The sequence below is a fragment of the Streptomyces sp. NPDC087422 genome, assembly GCF_044744145.1.
GTDB lineage: Bacteria > Actinomycetota > Actinomycetes > Streptomycetales > Streptomycetaceae > Actinacidiphila.
This window is the reverse complement of record NZ_JBIUXT010000003.1, coordinates 226,434-244,629: the sequence shown is the minus strand read 5'-3', so window position 1 is coordinate 244,629 and position 18,196 is coordinate 226,434. Positions and strand designations below refer to the sequence as shown.

Here is an 18,196-nt window from a genome sequence, read left to right as displayed (position 1 = left end):
CGCCCGCCCCTCACGTGGGGAGGGGCGGCGATGGAGCAGGGCACCCGTGGGGAGCTCATCGATCGGCTGGCGGAGGCGGTCGGGGCGGTCACGGCTGGGGCGGTCACGACAAGGCACCCGGTGCGGGTCGCGGTCGACGGGCCGCCGGCCGCGGGGAAGACGACGCTGGCCGACGAACTCGCCGTCGTGCTGCGGGCGCGGGGCCGCGAGGTCATCCGGGCGACGGTGGACGACTTCCTCGTCCCGCGCGCACAGCGCTACCGGCGCGGCCGGTACACCGCCGAAGGCTGCTACTTCGACGCCCACGACCGCGCCGCGCTGTGCCGGTTCCTGCTCGACCCGCTGGGACCTGGCGGAGACCGGAGGTTCCGAACGACGGCCTACGACGCGCAGACCGACACCGCGCTGTCGCCACCGGCCGCGACCGCCCCGGCGGACGCCGTACTCCTCTTCGACGGCGTCTTCCTCCTGCGCCCCGAACTCCTCGACCGGTGGGACCTGCGCGTCCTCGTGTCCGTCCCCTTCGAGCAGACGGTGGACCGGGCCCGGAGCCGGGACGCGGCGCCGACGGCCGCCGCCGAGATCGAACGGTCCTGGCGCGACCGCTACCTCCCCGCCCAGCGGCTCTACGCCGCCACGGCCCACCCCGCCGACCACGCCGACATCACCGTCCACAACACCCGCCTCCAGAACCCGAGTTGGGAGGTCCGGCCGGGCTGACCGGGAATCGGCGCCTCAGCGGAAGGCGGCGATGTTACGGGTGACCCAGTCGCGGAAGGGGCGCGGGGCGCGGCCGAGGACGCGCTGGACGTCCGGGCTGATGGCCAACTCGGCCGGACGCGGGGCGGAGAGGATGTCGAGGGTGTCGTCGGCGAGTTCGGCCGGTACGAAGCGGGTCATCGCCAACCGGGCCTCGTCGCGGGTGAGTTCGTGGAACCGTACGGGCGAGTCGAGCGCGGCGGCGATGGCAGCGGCCTGCTGACGTGGCGTGATGACCTCGGGGCCGGTCAGTTCGTACACCCCGCCGCTGTGCCGGTCGTCCAGGAGGCAGGCCGCCGCGACCTCGGCGATGTCGGCCGGGTCGACGACCGGAACCCCCACGTCGCCGAAGGGCGCGGCGACCGTCCGCTCCGTACGCACGGACTCCGCCCAGGCCAGGGCGTTGGACGCGAAGCCGCCCGGTCGTACGATCGCCCAGTCCAGGCCGGAGCCGCGCAACGCGTCCTCCACCGCGCGCATCGCGACCCGCGACGGGTCGAGCGGCCTGGTCGACACGCCCTGCGAGGACAGCAGGACGACCCGGCGTACGCCGTGGGCAGCGGCGAGACCGATGAGGTCGGCGGGCCTGGCTTCGGGGGCGTGCAAGTCGCCGGACAGGAGCAGGAACAGCGCCTTCGCTCCGTCCAACGCCGCTGCGAGGCTCGCCGGTTCGGCCAGGTCGGCCGACAAGTGGCGTACGCCGTGCGGCAGTTGCGCCGAGCCGGTCGGGGGTCGCCGCGACACCGCCGTCACCTGCTCGCCCGCCTCGGCCAGTGCCTGCGTCAAAGGTCGACCTACGTTTCCGGTCGCACCGGTCACCACGATCATGTTCGGCTCCTCGTTCCTGCTGCGTTATCCGTTGTGGCTACGGGGATTGACGCTAGGAGCCGGGCTTACTTTCCGTAAGGACATACCCCGAGGTAAGCTCCGGGCATGGAGGAAGGCGTGCAGCTGAAGCCGGTCGCGGCGGCCCATCGGTATGAGGTGTTTCACACCGACTGCCCCGCGCGCGACATGGTCGACCACGTCACCAGCCGGTGGGGCATCTGGGTGCTGATCTCCTTGCGGACCAACGACCTCCGGTTCTACGAGCTGCGCGACAGCATCCGGGGCATCAGCGAGAAGATGCTGGCGCAGACCTTGCGCGCCCTGGTCCAGGACGGCCTGATCTGGCGTGCGGTCGAGCCGACGACTCCTCCCCAAGTCACCTACGGCCTCACCGACTTCGGCCGCGACATCGGCGAGCCCCTCACCGACCTCTTCGACCGCATCACCCGCCGCCTCCCGCCGCCCTCGCCCGTCCCCGAAGGCGGTTCCACCCCGTCCTGGTCCCCTCGCCACTGACCGCCGACACGGCGCGCGCATGCGCCCGGGCGGGGGTGGGGCGGCCCGGTCAGAGGAGGGCGGCGGCCAGGAAGGCGAAGGCGGCGATGATGACGGCGACGCGGACGTAGTGAAAGCGGTCCCAGCGATTCATCTGCTGCTTCCAGTCGGCGGGCCGATTCTCTGGGGTCCAGGTCTTGCTCTGGTTGTTGATGGGGACGAGCAGCAGGATCGACATGATCACGCTGACGATCAGCAGCGCGGCACCGGTGATGACGAGGCCGACACCGTCGTGGTGCCGTCCGGCGACGGCCCAGACGGCGGCGAGGACGAGCGAGCCGATGTACCAGAACGGCATCACGGCGCCGAGCATGCGACCCCCGTGGGCGCGGGCGAGCTGGCCGCTGTCGTCGGGCAGCGCGTTGAAGATCGGGTTCATGACGAAGGCGACGGAGAACTCCACCCCCACCATCACGCCGACGACCACGGTGGTGATGACCTCAAGTGCGTTGAGCATGGTGACCCTCCGGGAGATCAGGATCTAGCGTTGCTAGCCGTTGGTTCAACGCTAGACCTGCTACCGCTCGATTGTCTAGCGGTGCTAGAATCGAGTCATGTCGGTACAGGAACGCAAGGAGCGCGAACGGGCGGGCCGCGAACGCCTCATCGTGGCCACGGCCCGCGAACTCGCCGAGCGCCAGGGCTGGGACGCGGTCACCACGCGCCGCCTCGCCGAGCGCATCGAGTACAGCCAGCCCGTCCTCTACAGCCACTTCCGGGGGAAGCGCGAGATCATCGGCGCCGTCGCCCTCCAGGGCGCCGCCGAGATGGCCGTGGCGATACGGGCCGCGACCTCCGCCGTGGACGACCCGCGCGCCCGGGTCACCACCCTCGCCCGCACCTACCTGGACTTCGCCGAACGCAACCCGGCGGTCTACGACGCCATGTTCAACCTCGACGGCGGCCTCGCCTTCGCGCACGAGGACACGCCGGAGCCGCTGAAGGACGCCTTCGCCGCTCTGCTGGAGACCCTCGGCGAGGTGGCCGGGGACGGCGTCCACCCGGGGCTGTTCACCGAGCTGTTCTGGGCGTCCCTGCACGGACTCGCCACCCTGACCCGTGCCGGGCGGCTCCCGCCGGGGGACACCGAACGCAGAACCGAGCTGCTGGTCGACCGCCTCGCCGTCCTCTGACGCCCCGCCCCGGCCCCGCCCCCGGCCTCGCGCCGGGGCGGACCGCTAGACGGTGGGGAGTTGGCCGGACTTCACGGCGTCGATGAAGGCGGACCAGGAGGCGGTGGGGAAGGTGAGGGCGGGGCCGTGAGGGTCTTTGCTGTCGCGTACGGGGACGGTGCCGGGGAAGTTGTCGGCGACCTCGACGCAACTGTCCGGGTCCGCCCCGCCGCTGTAGGACGACTTGCGCCACTTGGCGGCGTTCAGGTTCAGTGCGGTGCTCTGCATGACTAGTGGTCCTCCAGCGCGGATCGCAGTAGGTCGAGGGACTCGGTGGGCGACAGTGCGGAGTCCCGAAGACGATCGTAGGACAAGCGAAAGTGCTCCACCTCCTCCGTTTCCTCGACGAGGTGGCCGCTCCAACTGCTCTCGAAATAGGCGACCGTTCGCCCGCTGGGGAGCCACAGCAGTTGCAGCGAACTGCTGAGGAGGTTGTGCATCCCGACGCCGAACGGCACCACTTGCAGGGTGATGTTCGGCTGGTCGGCGGCTTCCGCCAGGCGCTCCAACTGCTCGCTCCAGACGCTCGCGTCATGGGCTGGTCGACGGAGGACCGACTCGTCCAGCAAGCCTCGGTAGTTCAGCGGTTTCGCGCTGGTGAGCCGGTCCTGCCGGGCGATACGGTCACTGACCCGTTTTGCCAGCAGCTCCTCGCTCTCCGGGCCGTGCGTCCGCAACAGCCCCTCGGCGTAACCCGGTGTCTGCAAAAGCCCTGGGACGGTGCTGACGGCGAACTCCTGGATGCTCGTCGCCTCGGCCTCCAGGTCCTTGAAGCCCTGGTAACGGCTCTGCCCCGCCTCGCGCTTGGCGGCACGCCACAACTTGCTGAGGAGTTCGCCGGTTCCGTACAGCCGGTCGAGCGCGTCGATGGCGTCGAGGGAGCCGAGCCGGACGCCCTTCTCCAGGCGTTGGAGATACGACGGGTCGTACTTGGAACGATCGGCGAGTTCGGCCAGCGTCCAACCGGCGCGCTCCCGCTGTCTGGTGAGTTCGGCCGCGAGCATCGCGCGTGGGCTGAGTTCGTCCTCGGCTCCGTCGATCATCCGAGCGCCCGTTCCTTTCGCCTTGCCTCCGCCGTGGGCAACGAGCCTGTGGCCAGCGCCGATTGGCGGCTCCGCCTGCGGGTTTCGCGGCGGCGGCCACGTACCCGGGCCCGTACCCCTTGCTGTTCGCGGGGTCAACGGCCGACCCCTGGCGATCGTATGGCTCCCGCCTCACGCTTGTGTACGGAAAGTGAGAATTCGATCACGCACGGAGAGACGGTAAGGCGCTATGTCGGGAGTTGCCGTAGAGGCGAAGGGCGGTGGCGCGCCGCCGCCCCCGCAGCCGTACACCGATCCACAAGAGCTGTGGCCCCCAACGGCGTTGGGAGTACGGCGCGCCCGTCACTCGCTGATGCGAACCCTTGCCGCGTGGCGGGCCGAACGCGACGTGGCCGAGGCCGCCTGCCTCGTCCTCGCCGAACTCGCCGCCAACGCACAGCGCCACGGGCACGTTCCCGGCAAGCAGTTCGGCGTCAGCGCCCATCGGCTCGCCGACGGCCTGCTCCTCGAAGTCCACGACGCCGCCGGCGGTTCCTTACCCGTCCTCCTCGACGCCCCCACCCCTGATCTTGCCGCCGAACGCGGGCGCGGGCTCCTCCTCGTGGACGCCGTCACCCACGGCCGCTGGGGTGTCGCCCCGCGCGCGGGCGCCCCCGGCAAGGTCGTCTGGGCCCTCGTCCCGGCCCCTGCCCCTGCCCCTGCGCCGTGGGGCGACTCTGCGGTGCCGGGCCCCGCCCGCTGAGTCCCCGCCGCATCCTCGGCCCTACCCTGTACGCGGGCGGCCTCGTCGCGACGCCGTTCGCCGCCTCTGCCTGACCCTTTGCACCCGGCTCAACCCGGGCTCTGCGCCCGGCAACTCCGCACGTCAGCAAGCCAGTTCCCCGCGTACGCGGGGATGACCCCCGCACGCGGGCCAGCGGCCGGGGCGCGTCCTGCCGCTCCCCGCGCACGCGGGGATGACCCCATCGGCCGCTTCGGCTTCGATGCGGCGATCTTCCGCTCCCCGCCCGCGCGGGGATGATCCCTTGACGTTCTTCGCGAGGCCGTACGGCCACTTCTGCTCCTCGCCTGCGGGGATGACCCCGCGCAGGGGTACGGCCTCGGCGCGCAAGCTGTCTGCTCTCCGCCCGCGCGGGGATGATCCCGGCGTGGTCGTCCACCACACCGTGACCCAGGGCTGGTCCCGCGCCTGCGGGGATGACCGCTCGTCGGGACTCACCGACGCTGGACGGGGCGTAGGGCCTCCCGTTTCTCCGACCGGGCGGTGCGGGGCGTACGGCGGGAGCTGCGGTCGCGGAGGGGAGCGGGGCACGTCGGAGGCTCGACTGCGTGCGTCGAGGCCGCTGACGGTCGATACGGGGTGGGTGCGGACGAAAGGGCGCCCCGTGTGATGCTGGCGGCATGAGTGATCAACCTGAGGTCGCCGTCGTCCGGTGGCCGGATCAGGCACCTTCGGCCGGTGACGGGCTGGACGGGCTGGACGGGCTGGCCGGGCTGGCCGGGCTGCTGGCGGCCTACCACCTGCGGACCGAGGCCGAGAAGGGGGAGCCGGTCGCGGGGGTGGACGGGCTGCCGGATCGGTACCGGGCGGAGATCACCGACCCTCGGAGCGCGTTCGCCGACGATGTCGTGCTGGTGGCGCTCGCGGGGGACGCCGCCGTGGGCTGCGTGGTGGTGACGCGTCCGGACCACGGGCACTCCGAGGTCAAGAGGCTCTGGACCGAAGCCGAGTTCCGTGGCCGGGGCGTCGCGTCCGCCCTGCTCGGCGCGGCGTTCGCGCAGGCGGCGGAGAACGGCGCGGATACGGTCCGGCTCTCGGTGTGGAAGTGGCGGACCGGGGCCATCGCGCTGTACGAACGGCTCGGCTTCACCGTCACCGACTCGTGGGACGAGCGGGAGCAACTGGTTTGCATGCGGCGCGCCTTGTGAGCGGTCGCCGTCACCCGCTGACGGCCGCGCCATCGCGTATCGCGTGGCGACGGCACGGCGCGTCGTCACCCCGCGTCAGCCGGGACGGCGGCTGCCGAGGCGCGCGTCGCCCCGGGCCCCGGGCCCGCTCCACGAACCTCGTGACGACCTCAGCCGCTCCCCGCCCACGCCGTAGGGGCTGGTCACTCGCCTCAGCTCTACGCTGTACGCGGACCGTCTCCACGCGCGCCGGGTTCGCCGCATTCGCCCGATTCCCGCCACCTGATGAATTCCGCCCCCACCCGCCGACAAACCCCCACGCCCCCCACGCACGCGGAGATGACCCCGACCCAGGCGGATATCGCCTCCCAGATGAGGGCTGCCCCCGCGCACGCGGGGATGAACCCTGCGGGGCGGTCGTGGCCGCGTTGAACAGGAACCGCCCCCCGCCCACGCGGGGATGACCCCGTCCAGTTCGGCGACCGCGCCCGGTACAAGCGCTCACCTCGCCCGCGCACGTGGGGATGACCCCGGCAGGACGGCTCGCTGGCGCTGAGCATCTACCTGCCCCCCGCACGCGGGGATGACCCCTTCTGTGACCGCACGTCGTAGACAGTCTGGTGCTGCCCGCCGCGCACGCGGGGATGACCCCAGGCGGCGCCACGTCTCCGGCCCCACGAGACCCTGCCCCCGCGCACGCGGGGATGACCCCTGGCGGCCGGGGAACGGTGGGGCAGTAGGCCCCTGCCCCCGCGCTCAAGAGGGATGACCCTCGGTCGTCGTGCTCGGCCTCTTCGGTTACGGGCTGCCCCCCGCGCACGCGGGGATGCCCCCCCGGCCGCTTCCAGCTCCCGGCGCACCAGCGCCCTGCCCCCTCGCACGCGGAGATGCCCCCCGGGCGCCGCCGCGACGGCCCACCGTCGCCGACCTCGCCCCGCAGCCCCCGGCGCGCCCGCCTCCCGGACCCCCTCCGCCCCGGCCGCGCCCGCCTCCCGGAACCCTCCGCCCCGGCGCGCCCCCGCCCGGGCCCGCCGCCCCGGCCCCACCGCCGCCCCGGGCACGCCCCCGCCCGGGCCCGCCGCCCCCCGACGGCGAGGGCAAGGCGAAGCGCACCCCCCGCCGGGGCGGCGTTATTGGTCGCGGCGGGGGATCGTCAGGAGGACGAGGAGGGCGGGGGCGGCGGCCCAGGCGGCGAAGGTGAGCCAGGCGCCGGGGATGGTGGAGGGGTAGGGGGCGTGGAGGATGGCGATGGGGAGGGTGAGGCGATACCAGGCGTTGAAGGGGAGCGCATGGGTGAGAGTGGCGCTGAGGTGGGTGCGGTCGGTGACGGAGACGGGGAGGATGAAGGCGAGAAGGAACAGCGTGACCATGGTGGCAACGCTGTGGCGGATGACGGCGCCGAGGCCGAGGCCGATGAGGGCGCCGAGCGGGGCGAGGACGGCGGAGGCGGCAGTGATGCGGAGGGCGACGGGGTCGGTGAGGGGGACGCCGGTGTAACGGCCGTACAAAATGGCCGCGTCGCACCAGACGGAGGCGGCGACGGTGAGGACGCCGAAGACGGCGGCGACCGCCGTCACGACCAGGACCTTGGCGGTCATGACCTCCCGGCGGGCGGGTACGGCGCAGAACGTCGTACGGAGCAGGCCGGTGGTCTGTTCGCTGAGGATCGCGATGGCGCCCACCGCGCCCATGGCCAGCAGGACCCAGGCGGCGGCGGGACGGCTGAACGCCTCTTGCAGGGCGCCGTGCGCGGTGAACGGGGGCGGCCCTGAGTGCCAGTGCGCGCGGGCGGCGCGCGCGGCGTTGGCGTTCACGCCGACCGCGGCCAGGGCGCTGAGCAGCACGAACCACGGGATGGACCGCAGCGACCACAGTTTGATCCACTCCGCCGCCAGCAAGTCCCAGAAGCGGGGCGCGGGTTCGAGAAGGCCGGATTCCGTACTCATGACCGCTCTCCCGACTCCGCCGCGTACTCCACGCTCGTACCTGTCAGTTCCATGAACGCCTGCTCCAACGAGCCGTTCCGCGTCGTCAGTTGGTGGACGAGGATGCCGCGCTCCACGGCGATCCCCGCGATCCGTACGGCGTCCATCCCGGAGCCTTCGGCAGCCGTCACCGTCAGCAGGCCGTCCGGCGCCTGCGTCACCCTGGCGCCCGCTCGCGTGAGCGCGGTCACCAGCCCCGCGGGGTCGTCGGCGCGGACCTCGACGACCTGCCCGCGCTGCCGCGCGCCGCGCGCGGCGAAGGCGGAAACGCTCTCGTCGGCGAGGAGTCGACCCCGGCCGAGGACGACGAGCCGGTCGGCGGTGTGCTCCATCTCCGTCATGAGGTGGCTGCTGACGAAGACGGTGCGCCCCTCGGCGGCCAGCCGTCTGAACAGCGCACGGACGAAGAGCACGCCCTCGGGGTCGAGCCCGTTCAGCGGCTCGTCGAAGAGCAGCACCGGCGGATCGCCGAGCAACGCGCCCGCGATACCGAGCCGTTGCCGCATGCCGAGCGAGAAACCGCCGATGCGCCGGCCGGCGGCGTCGCCGAGACCGACCTCGCGCAGGACGGTGCCGATCCGGCCGCGCGGAACGGCGTTGCTGCGGGCCAGGAAGCGGAGATGGTCGTACGCGGTGCGCCCGCCGTGCGCGTCGCCCGCGTCGAGCAGCGCGCCGACGTGGCGCAGGCCCCGGCGGCGGGTACGGAAGTCGTGGCCGTTGATGGTCGCGGTGCCGCCAGTGGGGGTGTGCAGGCCGACGAGCATCCGCAAAGTGGTGCTCTTGCCCGAGCCGTTGGGGCCGAGGAAGCCGGTGACGTGGCCGGGGCGGACGGTGAAGGACAGGTCGTTGACGGCGGTGGTCCGGCCGTAGCGCTTGGTGAGATGGCTGACTTCGATCACGGGACCACGCTGCCGTCCGGAGCGGCGCGGGGTCATCGGCCGCCGGAGGACGTCCCCCTGTCCGCCGGTCGCGGAACGGTCCGCCCCGCCGTACGCCCACGGGCTTACGTCCCCGGGTGAATGCCCAGGTGGGGGACGGTCGTTACGCTCGGAGCATGGACCTGGGCAGGGAGCTGAGCATGGACTTCACCCACTCACCGCTCAAACGCCTCTCCCGCGTACGGCCGGGTACGTGGATGGCGCTGATCTGGTTCGCGGTCACCGCGTACACCGTCTTCGAGCAGACGCAGACCCGCGGCCTCAGCGTCCTCGACCTGAGCCTCGGCAACCAGTTGGACGAAGTCCTCGCGGCCGTCCTCGTCCTGGCCGCCGCGCGCCGCGAGCGCCGCCCGCTCCCCGCCCTGTGCCTGCTGCTCACCGGGACCGTCTGCTCGGTGTTGGCCATGGCGGTGGGGGACATCCCGCTGTTGCAGTTCCTCGCGGTGGACGTGGCGGTCTGCTATCTGGCGGCGACGCAGCCGCTGCGCACGTCGGCGACGGCGGGCGTGCTGGCGCTGGCCACGCTGGTCGGCTACTCGGGCGGTCGCGCGCTGCTCGGCTACGAGACCGACGCGACGACGACGCTGACGGCCGCGCTCACGACGGCGATCGTGTGGCTGGTCGGCAACGCGGTGTGGCAGCGCCACGCGCACGCGGAGGCGTTGCGCGCGGAGGCGACGGAACGCGCGATTACGTCCGAACGCCTGCGGATCGCACGGGAGTTGCACGACATGGTCGCGCACACCATCGGGATCGTCGCGCTCCAGGCCGGTGCGGCGCGGCAGGTCTTCGACACCCAGCCGGACCGCGCCCGCGCCGCGCTCGGCGAGATCGAGACGGCGGGGCGGGAGACGCTGTCCGGGCTGCGCCGCATGCTCGGCGCCCTGCGCGAGGCGGACGGCAACGGCGCGGACGGGAACGGCGCGGACGGGAACAGCGCGCAGGGGAACGGCCCTGCCGGGACGGGAGCGACCGGGCGCGGCGCGCACGCGAGCGGCGCCCACGCGGGCGGAGACGGTACGCGCGAGGCCGTACGGGCCGCCCCCGCGCCGGGAATCGCCGACGTGCCCCGGCTCGCCGAGACCACGACCGCCGCGGGCGTACGCGTGGACGTGACCTGGTCCGGCTCACGGCGCCAACTCCCGCCGGAGATCGAGCTGTCGGCGTACCGCATCGTCCAGGAGGCGGTGACGAACGTCGTACGGCACGCGGGCGCGCGCTCCTGCGCGGTGACCATCGACTTCCGCGCGGCGGAGCTGGCCGTCGAGGTCAGCAACCCGGGCGCGGACCCGGAGCCGCACCCGGCGCGTACGACGACGCACGCCGTACGGGCCCCGGCACGCGGCGGCTACGGCATCGTCGGCATGCGCGAGCGCGTCGGACTGCTGCACGGCGACTTCTCGGCGCAGCCGCGCCCGGACGGCGGCTTCCGCGTGACGGCCCGGCTGCCGGTGCCGCCCCAGGAGGCCCAACCAGCCCCCGACGCGGGGACGTTCACGTGTATGCCGGTCGCGGAGCCCGTCCGATGACCGCCGACGCCGCCGGACCGGCGGTCCCCGTGCGCGTCCTCCTCGTCGACGACCAGCCCCTCGTCCGCGCCTCCCTCGACATGATCATCACCGACGCGCCGGACCTCGCGGTGGTCGGCGAGGCGGGTACGGGCGCGGACGCCGTTCGGCTGAGCGCCGAACTGCGGCCGGACGTCGTCGTCATGGACATCCGCATGCCCGGCATGGACGGCATCGAGGCGACGCGCCGGATCACTGAGGACCCGGTGTACGCGACCGCGGTCCCGCGCGTCCTCGTGCTGACGACCTTCGACCAGGACGACCACGTCTACGGGGCGTTGCGCGCGGGTGCGTCCGGCTTCCTGGTCAAGGACATGGCGCTGGACGACATCCTGGCCGCGATCCGCGTCGTGGCGGCGGGCGACGGCCTCATCGCCCCGGCCGTCACGCGCCGCCTGATCGCGCACTTCGCCCAACAGCCGCCGCCCGCGGGGCCGGTGGACGCACACGCTCCCGCGCGGCTGGCCGCCGTCACCGACCGCGAGCGCCAGATCCTCACCCTCGTGGGCCTCGGCCGCGCCAACGCCGAGATCGCCGCCGAGCTCTTCATCAGCGGCGCGACCGTCAAGACGTACATCTCCCGCCTGCTCACGAAGCTGGACGCCCGCGACCGGGTCCAGCTGGTCATCATCGCGTACGAGTCGGGCCTCGTCGGCACGGCCTGAGCGCTGCCTGAGCACGGAGTCGGCGCCCCGGCTCAAAGACCCCGGTTCAAGGCCCCGGCTCAGCGCCCCCGGCTCAGGGCGCCGTGAACAGCGTCGGGAAGCGCGGCGCGAGCCAGGGCCTGCGGCCCCAGGCCAGGATCGCGCCGCGCGCGAGCGCGCTCGTGGCGGTGCGGCGGCCGAGGGCGATGAGGAGGAAGGTGACGGGCTCGGTGACGATCGTGCAGTCGGGGCGGCGCGGCGGGGCGTCGGTCACGGCGAGGGCCCCGTCGGTGAAGGTGGCCGTGAAGCGGGGGCCGCCGCGCAGGCGGAGGTCGTAGCAGGCGGTGTGCCCGGCGGCGGTGCGGGGTTCGACGACGCGGGGCATGGCCGTCATGAGGAACGGGACGGTGAGCAGGGCCCGTTGGGGGCTGACCATGTGGGGGCGGCGGAGGGCGACGGCGATGTCGTAGCCGTGTCCGAGCATGTGGGCGAGCAGATACGCGCCGAGGTGGCCGAGGTCCATGGGGCCCATCGGGGTGGCCAGTTGGGCGTCCGGCTCCCTGGACGGCGCCGTGTCCGTGAACGCCCGCGCGTGCCGGACGATCCCGGCCGCCAGGATCGCCGGGTCGCGCTCGGTAAAGGCTTCCAGGGACGCGGTGTTGGCGGCGGCCAGGCCGCCCGGCGTCCCGTCGCCGTACGACCGCTCGCGCCCGGCGGCGAGGTCCGCCATCAGGGCGTTGGCCAGCATCAGATGCGCCGCCGCCTCCCCAACCGTCCACCGCGCGCCGGGAATCGGCACGGCCATGTCCGAGGGCGACCGCAGCAGCGCCGCGATCCGCTCGGCGACGGCCGGGACGGCCACGGACAGCGGCGAGTCCGCGCTGACCAGGGGGCTGGGTACCGTCATGGTGCAGAAGAGTGACCGAGCCCGCCGCTTCTGTCCAGGGTGCGCGTCGCGCGACGCGGCCCACGACCGCCGCTCCCTGCTCCCCGCTCGCGCCCGGCCCCCCGGGCGGACACGCCCTAGAGCCGGGGCAGCGGTGTGCGGTGGACCCAGGCCGTGAAGAGCGGGTCGAGCGAGTCGGCGCTGTAGCGCGCCGCGTGCGCGGCGAGGTCGGCCGTGACCACCGTCGAGTGGCGGTTTATGGTCGTCCACGCCTTGAGCATCCGGAAGAACGCGCCCTCGCCGAGGGCCAGTCGCAGGGCGTGGACGGTGAGGCCGCCGCGCTGGTAGAGGCGGTCGTCGAACATCAGACGGCGTCCCGGGTCGCCCAGGCGCAGATCCTGCGGGAGCCGGGAGAGGCGGTCGTGGGCGGTGGCGGCGTGCGCGGCGGCGAGCGGGCCGCCGGTGTGCTCCGACCACAGCCACTCGGCGTATTTGGCGAAGCCCTCATTGAGCCAGATGTGCCGCCAGTCGCCGATGGACAGGCTGTTGCCGAACCACTGGTGGGCCAGCTCGTGGGCGACCAGCCGTTCCCAATGCCGCCTGCCCCCCAGGTGGTTGGTGCCGAAGGTGGCCATGCCCTGCGCCTCCACCGGCACGTCCAGCTCCTCGTCGGCGACGACCACCGCGTACTCGCCGAACGGATACGGACCGAAGACGTCCTCGAAGAAGTCCATCATGCGGGTCTGCCGCTCGAAGTCGACGGCGAATTCACCGCGCAGCCCCGCCGGTACGTAACCGGTCTGCGGTACCGGGCGGCGCGGTGCGAACAGCGAGGCGCCGCCGGTGAGCTGGACCGTCTCGTAGCGGCCGATCGACACCGTCACCAGATAGCTGGACGTGGGCGCCGCCTGCTCGTAGACCCACGTGGTGCTGCTGGCCTTGGTGGTCCTGGACAGCAGCCGCCCGCCGACGACCACGGTGTACGCGGACGGCGCGGTGACCGCGATCTGGTACGACGCCTTGTCCGCGGGCCGGTCGTTGCACGGGTACCAGGACGGCGCGCCGACCGGCTGGCTCGCCACCAGCGCGCCGTCGGTCAGCTCCTCCCAGCCCAGGCCGCCCCACTGGCTGTTGATGGGCTGCGGGTTGCCGGTGTAGGCCACCTCGACGGTGAAGGCCGCGCCCGCCTCGACCGGCTTCGCGGGCCGTACGCGCAGCCGTCCCGCCCGGTGCGTGTAGTGCGCGGGCCGACCGTCGACCACGACCCGCTGGAGCCTGAAGTCGGCGAGGTCCAGGGCGAATTCACGCAGCGGCGCGCCGCCCGCGACCGCGCTGAGCCGCGCCGTGCCGCGCAGCCGGTTGGACGCGGGCCGGTAGTCCAGGGCCAGTTCGTACCGGTGGACGCCGTAACGGCTGTCGCCGTGCGCGGGGAAGTACGGGTCCGCCGCCCCCGGCCCGGCTGCTCGCTTCTGGCTCAACGGTTCCTCGCTCATCGTTCCCACCGGGCCGCACTCCCGTACGGCCTGGTCGTTCCCCCGGACGGGCCGGGCACACGTGCCGGCGCGCCGGCACGTGGCGCGCCGCCCGACGGACCGCGTCCGCCCCCGGCCGGCCGCGGGCGACCTCTCACGCCTCGCCCCGCCGCGCGGGCGGCTCCTCCTCGAACCACACCTCGGCCGGATTCCCCAGCCAGCGGCTGTCCGCGGGGATGGACTCGGCGCGCATCACCAGGGACGCGGGCCCCAGGGTGCTGCGGGCGCCGATCTCGCTGCCGGGCAGCACGATGCCACCGGGACCGAGGGTCGCGCCCGTGCGGAGCACCACCGTATCCATGCGCATGATCCGGTCGTGGAAGAGGTGGGTCTGGAGGACGCAGCCGCGGTTGACGCTGACGCCGTCCTCCAGGGTGACGAGGTCGGCCTCGGGCAGCCAGTAGCTCTCGCACCACACGCCCCGGCCGATGTGCGCGCCGAGGCCGCGCAGCCACAGGCTCATCACGGCGGTGCCGGGCACCGCGCCGACCAGCCACGGCACGGCCAGCACCTCCACGAAGGTGTCGGCCAGCTCGTTGCGCCACACGAAACCGCTCCACAGCGGGCGCTCGACCGCCCGGAAGCGGCCCACGAGCAGCCACTTCGCGGCGATCGACACCAGGGCGGCGGCGCCGCCCGCGGCCAGCAGCACCGGCCCCGACAGCAGTGCGACCGCCAGGACGCCCGCGTCGCGGGCCAGCCGGGCCAGCACGGCCAGGACGAGTACGGCCAGCGCGGCGGAGGCCAGCACCGGCACCAGGCGGCAGACCTCGACCAGCCCGCGCGCCCACACCAGCCGTACCGGCGGCGCGTACGTCAGACTCTGGTCGGCGTCGTCAGCCGTGCGCGGCAGCCGTACCGGCGGCATGCCCAGGTACGAGCGGCCCTCCTTGGCCTTCTTCGGCGTCGCCGACAGCACCCCGACCAGGCCGCGGTCCGGGACGGCGCGCCCCGGCGCCGTCATCCCCGAATTGCCGAGGAACGCGCGCTCGCCGATCTCGGCCGCGCCGATCCGCAGCCAGCCGCCGCCGAGCTGGTAAGGGGCGACGAGGACGTCGTCGGCGAGGAACGCGCCGTCGCCGACGGTGGTGAGGCTCGGCATCGCCAGAACCGTGGAGACCTCGGCGCCGCTGCCGACCTTCATGCCGAGCGCCCGCAGCCACACGGGCGTGATCAGGCCCGCGTACAGCGGGAAGAGCTTGTCGCGGGCGGCGTCCATGAGCTGGATGACCGTCCAGGACTGCCAGCCGACGCGGCTGTGCAGCGGGTGCCAGCCGGGCCGCAGGCCCAGGCTCAGCAGCCGGACGGCGGCGATCAGCAGCGCCGCGTACACCAGCGCGAAGGCGAGGGTGGCGGGGACGAGCGCGATGAGCGCGCCCCGCGCGGCGGCGCCGAGACCGCTGTGGGCGGGCACCAGGCAGGCCGCGACGGCCAGCGCCGCGAGCCCGGCGATCAGCGGCAGCAGCGTCACGCCGACGCCGCTCGCGCCGTACGCCGCCGCCCAGCGGGCCCGGCGCGCGGGCCGCTGCTTGGGCCAGCGCCGCTCGGCCTTGCCGACCTTGACGGCGGGCGCGCCCGCCCAGCTCTGCCCGGTCGGCACCTGCCCGGTGACGCTGGACCCGGCCGTGATCTGCGCGCGCTTGCCGATCCTGGCGCCCGGCAGGAGTGTGCTGCGGGTGCCGACGACGGCGCCGGAGCCGACCTTCACCGGGCCGACCTCGAGCCGGTCGCCGTCCAGCCAGTACCCGGCGAGGTCGACCTCGGCCTCGACCGCGCAGCCCCGGCCGAGCTTGAGCATGCCGGTGACCGGCGGCAGCGAGTGCAGGTCCACGTCCGGGCCGATCCGCGCGCCGAGCGCCCGGCCGTACCGGATCAGCCAGGCCCCGGACAGCGAGGTCGCGCCGGTCGCCTCGGCCAGCCGCTCGGCCGCCCACAGCCGCAGGTGGACGCCGCCGCCGCGCGGATAGCTGCCGGGGGTCAGCCCGCGCAGCAGCAGCCGGGCACCGGCCGCGGCCAGCGCGAGGCGGCCGGGCGGGCTGAAGAGCAGGACGGCCCCGGCGGCGACCAGCCACCAGGACGCGGTGGGCGCCCACGGGTAGTGGCCGGTCCAGGCAAGGGTGTTGCCCAACGCCAGCAGCCCGGTCGTCCAGCGCAGCCCGGTCAGCGCGAACAGCGGCAGCAGCGCGAGCAGTTGGACGGCCTTGGCGCGGCCGGGCACCGGCGCGATCTCGCGGGCCGGGCGGTCGTCCCGTACGGAACGGTCCAGCATCCTGGCCAGTTTGCGCACGGTCGGCGCCTGGTAGATGTCGACGACGGCCACCGACGGGAAGCGGGTCCGCAGCAGCGTCGTGAGCTGGGCCGCGGCCAGACTGCCGCCGCCGATCGCGAAGAAGTCGTCGCGCGCCTCGACCACCGGCACACCGAGGACTTCGGTCCACTGCTCGGCGACCCACGCCTCGGTGCCGCGCAGCGGCTCGGCGGCCTCCTCGCCGGGCGCGGGGCCCGCCGACTCCGGCAGCGGCCAGGGCAGCGCGGCCCTGTCCACCTTCCCCGAGGTGCGGGTCGGCAGGCCGGGGACGGTCGCCAGCAGCGGTACGAGGGCGGCGGGCAGCTTCGTGGACAGCTCCGCGACGGCCGCGGCCCGGTCCCAGCCCTCGCCCGCCACCACGTAACCGACCAGCAGCTGATTGCCGCGCCTGGTCGTGCGTACGGCGGCGGCTGCCCCCGCCACGCCAGGCAGCGCCTGGAGCGCCGCGTCCACCTCGCCCAGCTCGATCCGGCGCCCGCCGAGCTTGACCTGCTCGTCGGCGCGGCCCAGGAACAGCAGCCCCTCGGGCTCGGCGCGTACGAGGTCGCCGCTGCGGTACGCGCGCGCCCAGCCCATCGACTCCAGCGGCGCGTACTTCTCCGCGTCCTTCTCGGCGTCGAGATACCGGGCCAGGCCGACGCCGCCGATGATGAGCTGGCCGCTGCCGCCCATCGGCACCGGCTCGCCCGCCTCGTCCACCACGGCCAGCTCCCAGCCGTCCAGCGGCAGCCCGATCCGTACCGGGCCCTCGCCCGTCAGCAGCGCCGCGCAGGCGACGACGGTGGCCTCGGTCGGGCCGTAGGTGTTCCAGACCTCGCGCCCCTCGGTGACCAGCCGCTCGACCAGCTCCGGCGGGCACGCCTCGCCGCCGAAGATCAGCAGCCGCACCTCGTTCAGCGCCCCGGCGGGCCACAGCGCGGCCAGCGTCGGCACCGTCGAGACCACCGTGATCTCCTGCTCGGCCAGCCACGGCCCGAGGTCGCTGCCGCCGCGCACCTGCGAGCGGGGGACCGGGACCAGGCAGGCGCCGTTGCGCCATGCCAGCCACATCTCCTCGCACGAGGCGTCGAAGGCCACCGACAGGCTCGCCATCACGCGGTCGCCGGGACCGATCGGCTCGTCCTGGAGGAACAGCGCGGCCTCGGCGTCCACGAACGCCGCCGCGTTGCGGTGCGTGACCGCGACGCCCTTGGGGCGGCCGGTCGAGCCCGAGGTGAAGATGATCCAGGCGTCGTCGTCGGGGGAGGGGCGGCGCGGGGCTTTCGACGCGGGCGTGTCGTTCGGCGCGTGACGGGTGCCGGTCACGGTGGTGGCGTGACGGGTGCCGGTCACGGTGGTGGCGTGAGGAGTGCCGGGGCGGGCGGTGGCGTGAGGGGTGCCGGTCGGCGCGTGAGGTGCGCCGGTCAGGGTGAGGGCGCGGTCCGCGCCCAGTACGGCGGCCACCCGCGCCTCGCCGAAGACCAGCTCGGCCCGCTCGTCCGGGTCCTCGGCGTCCACCGGGACGTAGGCGGCGCCCGCCGCGAGCACGGCCAGGATGCTGACGTACAGGTCGTTGCTGCCCGAGGGCACCCGCACGCCGACCCGGTCGCCCGGCCTGATCCCGGCCGCAGCGAGCCCGCGCCGCAGCGTGTCGACCTCGGCGGCCAGCGCGCGGTACGTCAGCGCGGTGCGCCCGTCGTCCAGCGCGGGCTCCTGCGGGTGCGCGAGGACGGTCGCGTCGAGCACGTCCAGCAGCGTCCGCGCCCCGGCGGCCGTACCTCCCGCGAAGTGGGCGTGCGGAACGCTCGGCCGTTCGGCCGTGTCCAGCACTCCCAGCAGCAGGTCCACATCCCGCAGCGGGTCGCTCTCCACGCTCAGATCCATGCGCTCCTCGTCCCTCGTCCCCCGTCCGGGGGCCCGGCACCCTGCTCAGGCGTACAAAGCAAGACAAGCCGACCAATCTTACGGGCGGCCTTTCCGCGCCGCCTCCCGAGCGACCCCGCGCCCACCCGCGTTTCGAACGCGTTTCCGCCCCCTCTCGCGCCCCCTCTGACCTGCGCGGCGACCGTCCCTTCCACCCCGCCCGCCGAC

General features: G+C 73.9%; 16 protein-coding genes. 7 read left to right on the top strand and 9 right to left on the bottom strand.

The window, feature by feature from the left end; genetic code table 11:
* The first annotated feature begins 30 nt into the window (after nucleotides 1–30).
* Entirely contained in the window at nucleotides 31–720 is a 690-nt protein-coding gene (locus ACIO6U_RS10725) for a cytidylate kinase family protein (protein WP_401717546.1), read from the top strand.
* A 15-nt stretch (nucleotides 721–735) separates the two neighbouring features.
* On the opposite strand, the gene ACIO6U_RS10720 is transcribed toward ACIO6U_RS10725, so the two are convergent.
* Complete coding sequence (locus ACIO6U_RS10720; RefSeq protein ID WP_401717543.1) at nucleotides 736–1,587, bottom strand: SDR family oxidoreductase; 852 nt, start codon at nucleotides 1,585–1,587, stop codon at nucleotides 736–738.
* A 105-nt stretch (nucleotides 1,588–1,692) separates the two neighbouring features.
* Here ACIO6U_RS10720 and ACIO6U_RS10715 point away from each other — a divergent pair, with 105 nt between their 5' ends.
* Entirely contained in the window at nucleotides 1,693–2,103 is a 411-nt protein-coding gene (locus ACIO6U_RS10715; protein WP_401717540.1) for a winged helix-turn-helix transcriptional regulator, read from the top strand.
* Nucleotides 2,104–2,152: 49 nt separating this feature from the next.
* Here the strand turns inward: ACIO6U_RS10715 and ACIO6U_RS10710 are convergent, their stop codons facing one another.
* Nucleotides 2,153–2,599 carry a DUF1772 domain-containing protein gene (locus ACIO6U_RS10710; protein WP_355339867.1) on the bottom strand — a complete coding sequence of 149 codons (447 nt, stop codon included), beginning with the start codon at nucleotides 2,597–2,599 and terminating at the stop codon, nucleotides 2,153–2,155.
* Between the two features lie 97 nt (nucleotides 2,600–2,696).
* On the opposite strand from ACIO6U_RS10710, the gene ACIO6U_RS10705 reads away from it, so the two are divergent.
* Complete coding sequence (locus ACIO6U_RS10705; RefSeq protein ID WP_391041751.1) at nucleotides 2,697–3,275, top strand: WHG domain-containing protein; 579 nt, start codon at nucleotides 2,697–2,699, stop codon at nucleotides 3,273–3,275.
* Nucleotides 3,276–3,320: 45 nt separating this feature from the next.
* Here ACIO6U_RS10705 and ACIO6U_RS10700 read toward each other — a convergent pair whose 3' ends face one another.
* Both ACIO6U_RS10700 and ACIO6U_RS10695 read right to left on the bottom strand, forming a co-directional pair.
* On the bottom strand, nucleotides 3,321–3,542 hold the full coding sequence (locus ACIO6U_RS10700) for a DUF397 domain-containing protein (RefSeq protein WP_401717535.1): 222 nt from the start codon (nucleotides 3,540–3,542) through the stop codon (nucleotides 3,321–3,323).
* A 2-nt stretch (nucleotides 3,543–3,544) separates the two neighbouring features.
* Nucleotides 3,545–4,357 (bottom strand): helix-turn-helix domain-containing protein, encoded by an 813-nt coding sequence (locus tag ACIO6U_RS10695; RefSeq protein WP_401717532.1) that lies wholly within the window; start codon nucleotides 4,355–4,357, stop codon nucleotides 3,545–3,547.
* 229 nt (nucleotides 4,358–4,586) lie between these two features.
* Between ACIO6U_RS10695 and ACIO6U_RS10690 the strand changes: the two genes are divergently transcribed.
* Nucleotides 4,587–5,099 carry an ATP-binding protein gene (locus ACIO6U_RS10690; protein WP_401717528.1) on the top strand — a complete coding sequence of 171 codons (513 nt, stop codon included), beginning with the start codon at nucleotides 4,587–4,589 and terminating at the stop codon, nucleotides 5,097–5,099.
* Nucleotides 5,100–5,758: 659 nt separating this feature from the next.
* Complete coding sequence (locus tag ACIO6U_RS10685; RefSeq protein ID WP_401717525.1) at nucleotides 5,759–6,286, top strand: GNAT family N-acetyltransferase; 528 nt, start codon at nucleotides 5,759–5,761, stop codon at nucleotides 6,284–6,286.
* A 1,109-nt stretch (nucleotides 6,287–7,395) separates the two neighbouring features.
* Here the strand turns inward: ACIO6U_RS10685 and ACIO6U_RS10680 are convergent.
* Complete coding sequence (locus ACIO6U_RS10680; RefSeq protein WP_401717522.1) at nucleotides 7,396–8,211, bottom strand: ABC transporter permease; 816 nt, start codon at nucleotides 8,209–8,211, stop codon at nucleotides 7,396–7,398.
* Nucleotides 8,208–9,149, bottom strand: a complete 942-nt coding sequence (locus ACIO6U_RS10675; RefSeq protein WP_401717519.1) for an ABC transporter ATP-binding protein — start codon at nucleotides 9,147–9,149, stop codon at nucleotides 8,208–8,210. The genes ACIO6U_RS10680 and ACIO6U_RS10675 overlap by 4 nt, the downstream gene beginning before the upstream one ends.
* 155 nt (nucleotides 9,150–9,304) lie before the next feature.
* Between ACIO6U_RS10675 and ACIO6U_RS10670 the strand changes: the two genes are divergently transcribed.
* Nucleotides 9,305–10,717: a sensor histidine kinase gene (locus tag ACIO6U_RS10670; protein ID WP_401717516.1), complete on the top strand. Its 1,413-nt coding sequence runs from the start codon at nucleotides 9,305–9,307 to the stop codon at nucleotides 10,715–10,717.
* Nucleotides 10,714–11,421, top strand: coding sequence for a response regulator (locus ACIO6U_RS10665; protein ID WP_401717513.1), 708 nt, complete (start codon nucleotides 10,714–10,716; stop codon nucleotides 11,419–11,421). Before ACIO6U_RS10670 ends, ACIO6U_RS10665 begins: the two co-directional genes overlap by 4 nt.
* 73 nt (nucleotides 11,422–11,494) lie before the next feature.
* On the opposite strand, the gene ACIO6U_RS10660 is transcribed toward ACIO6U_RS10665, so the two are convergent.
* The 3 genes from ACIO6U_RS10660 to ACIO6U_RS10650 form a co-directional block, all read right to left on the bottom strand.
* The gene (locus ACIO6U_RS10660) at nucleotides 11,495–12,307 is read right to left on the bottom strand and encodes a maleylpyruvate isomerase family mycothiol-dependent enzyme (protein ID WP_401717510.1); all 813 of its coding nucleotides are present in this window, start codon (nucleotides 12,305–12,307) and stop codon (nucleotides 11,495–11,497) included.
* A gap of 116 nt (nucleotides 12,308–12,423) precedes the next feature.
* Nucleotides 12,424–13,779, bottom strand: coding sequence for a M1 family metallopeptidase (locus ACIO6U_RS10655; RefSeq protein WP_355339903.1), 1,356 nt, complete (start codon nucleotides 13,777–13,779; stop codon nucleotides 12,424–12,426).
* 133 nt (nucleotides 13,780–13,912) lie between these two features.
* Entirely contained in the window at nucleotides 13,913–17,989 is a 4,077-nt protein-coding gene (locus ACIO6U_RS10650; RefSeq protein ID WP_401717507.1) for a Pls/PosA family non-ribosomal peptide synthetase, read from the bottom strand.
* Between the last annotated feature and the right edge of the window lie 207 nt (nucleotides 17,990–18,196).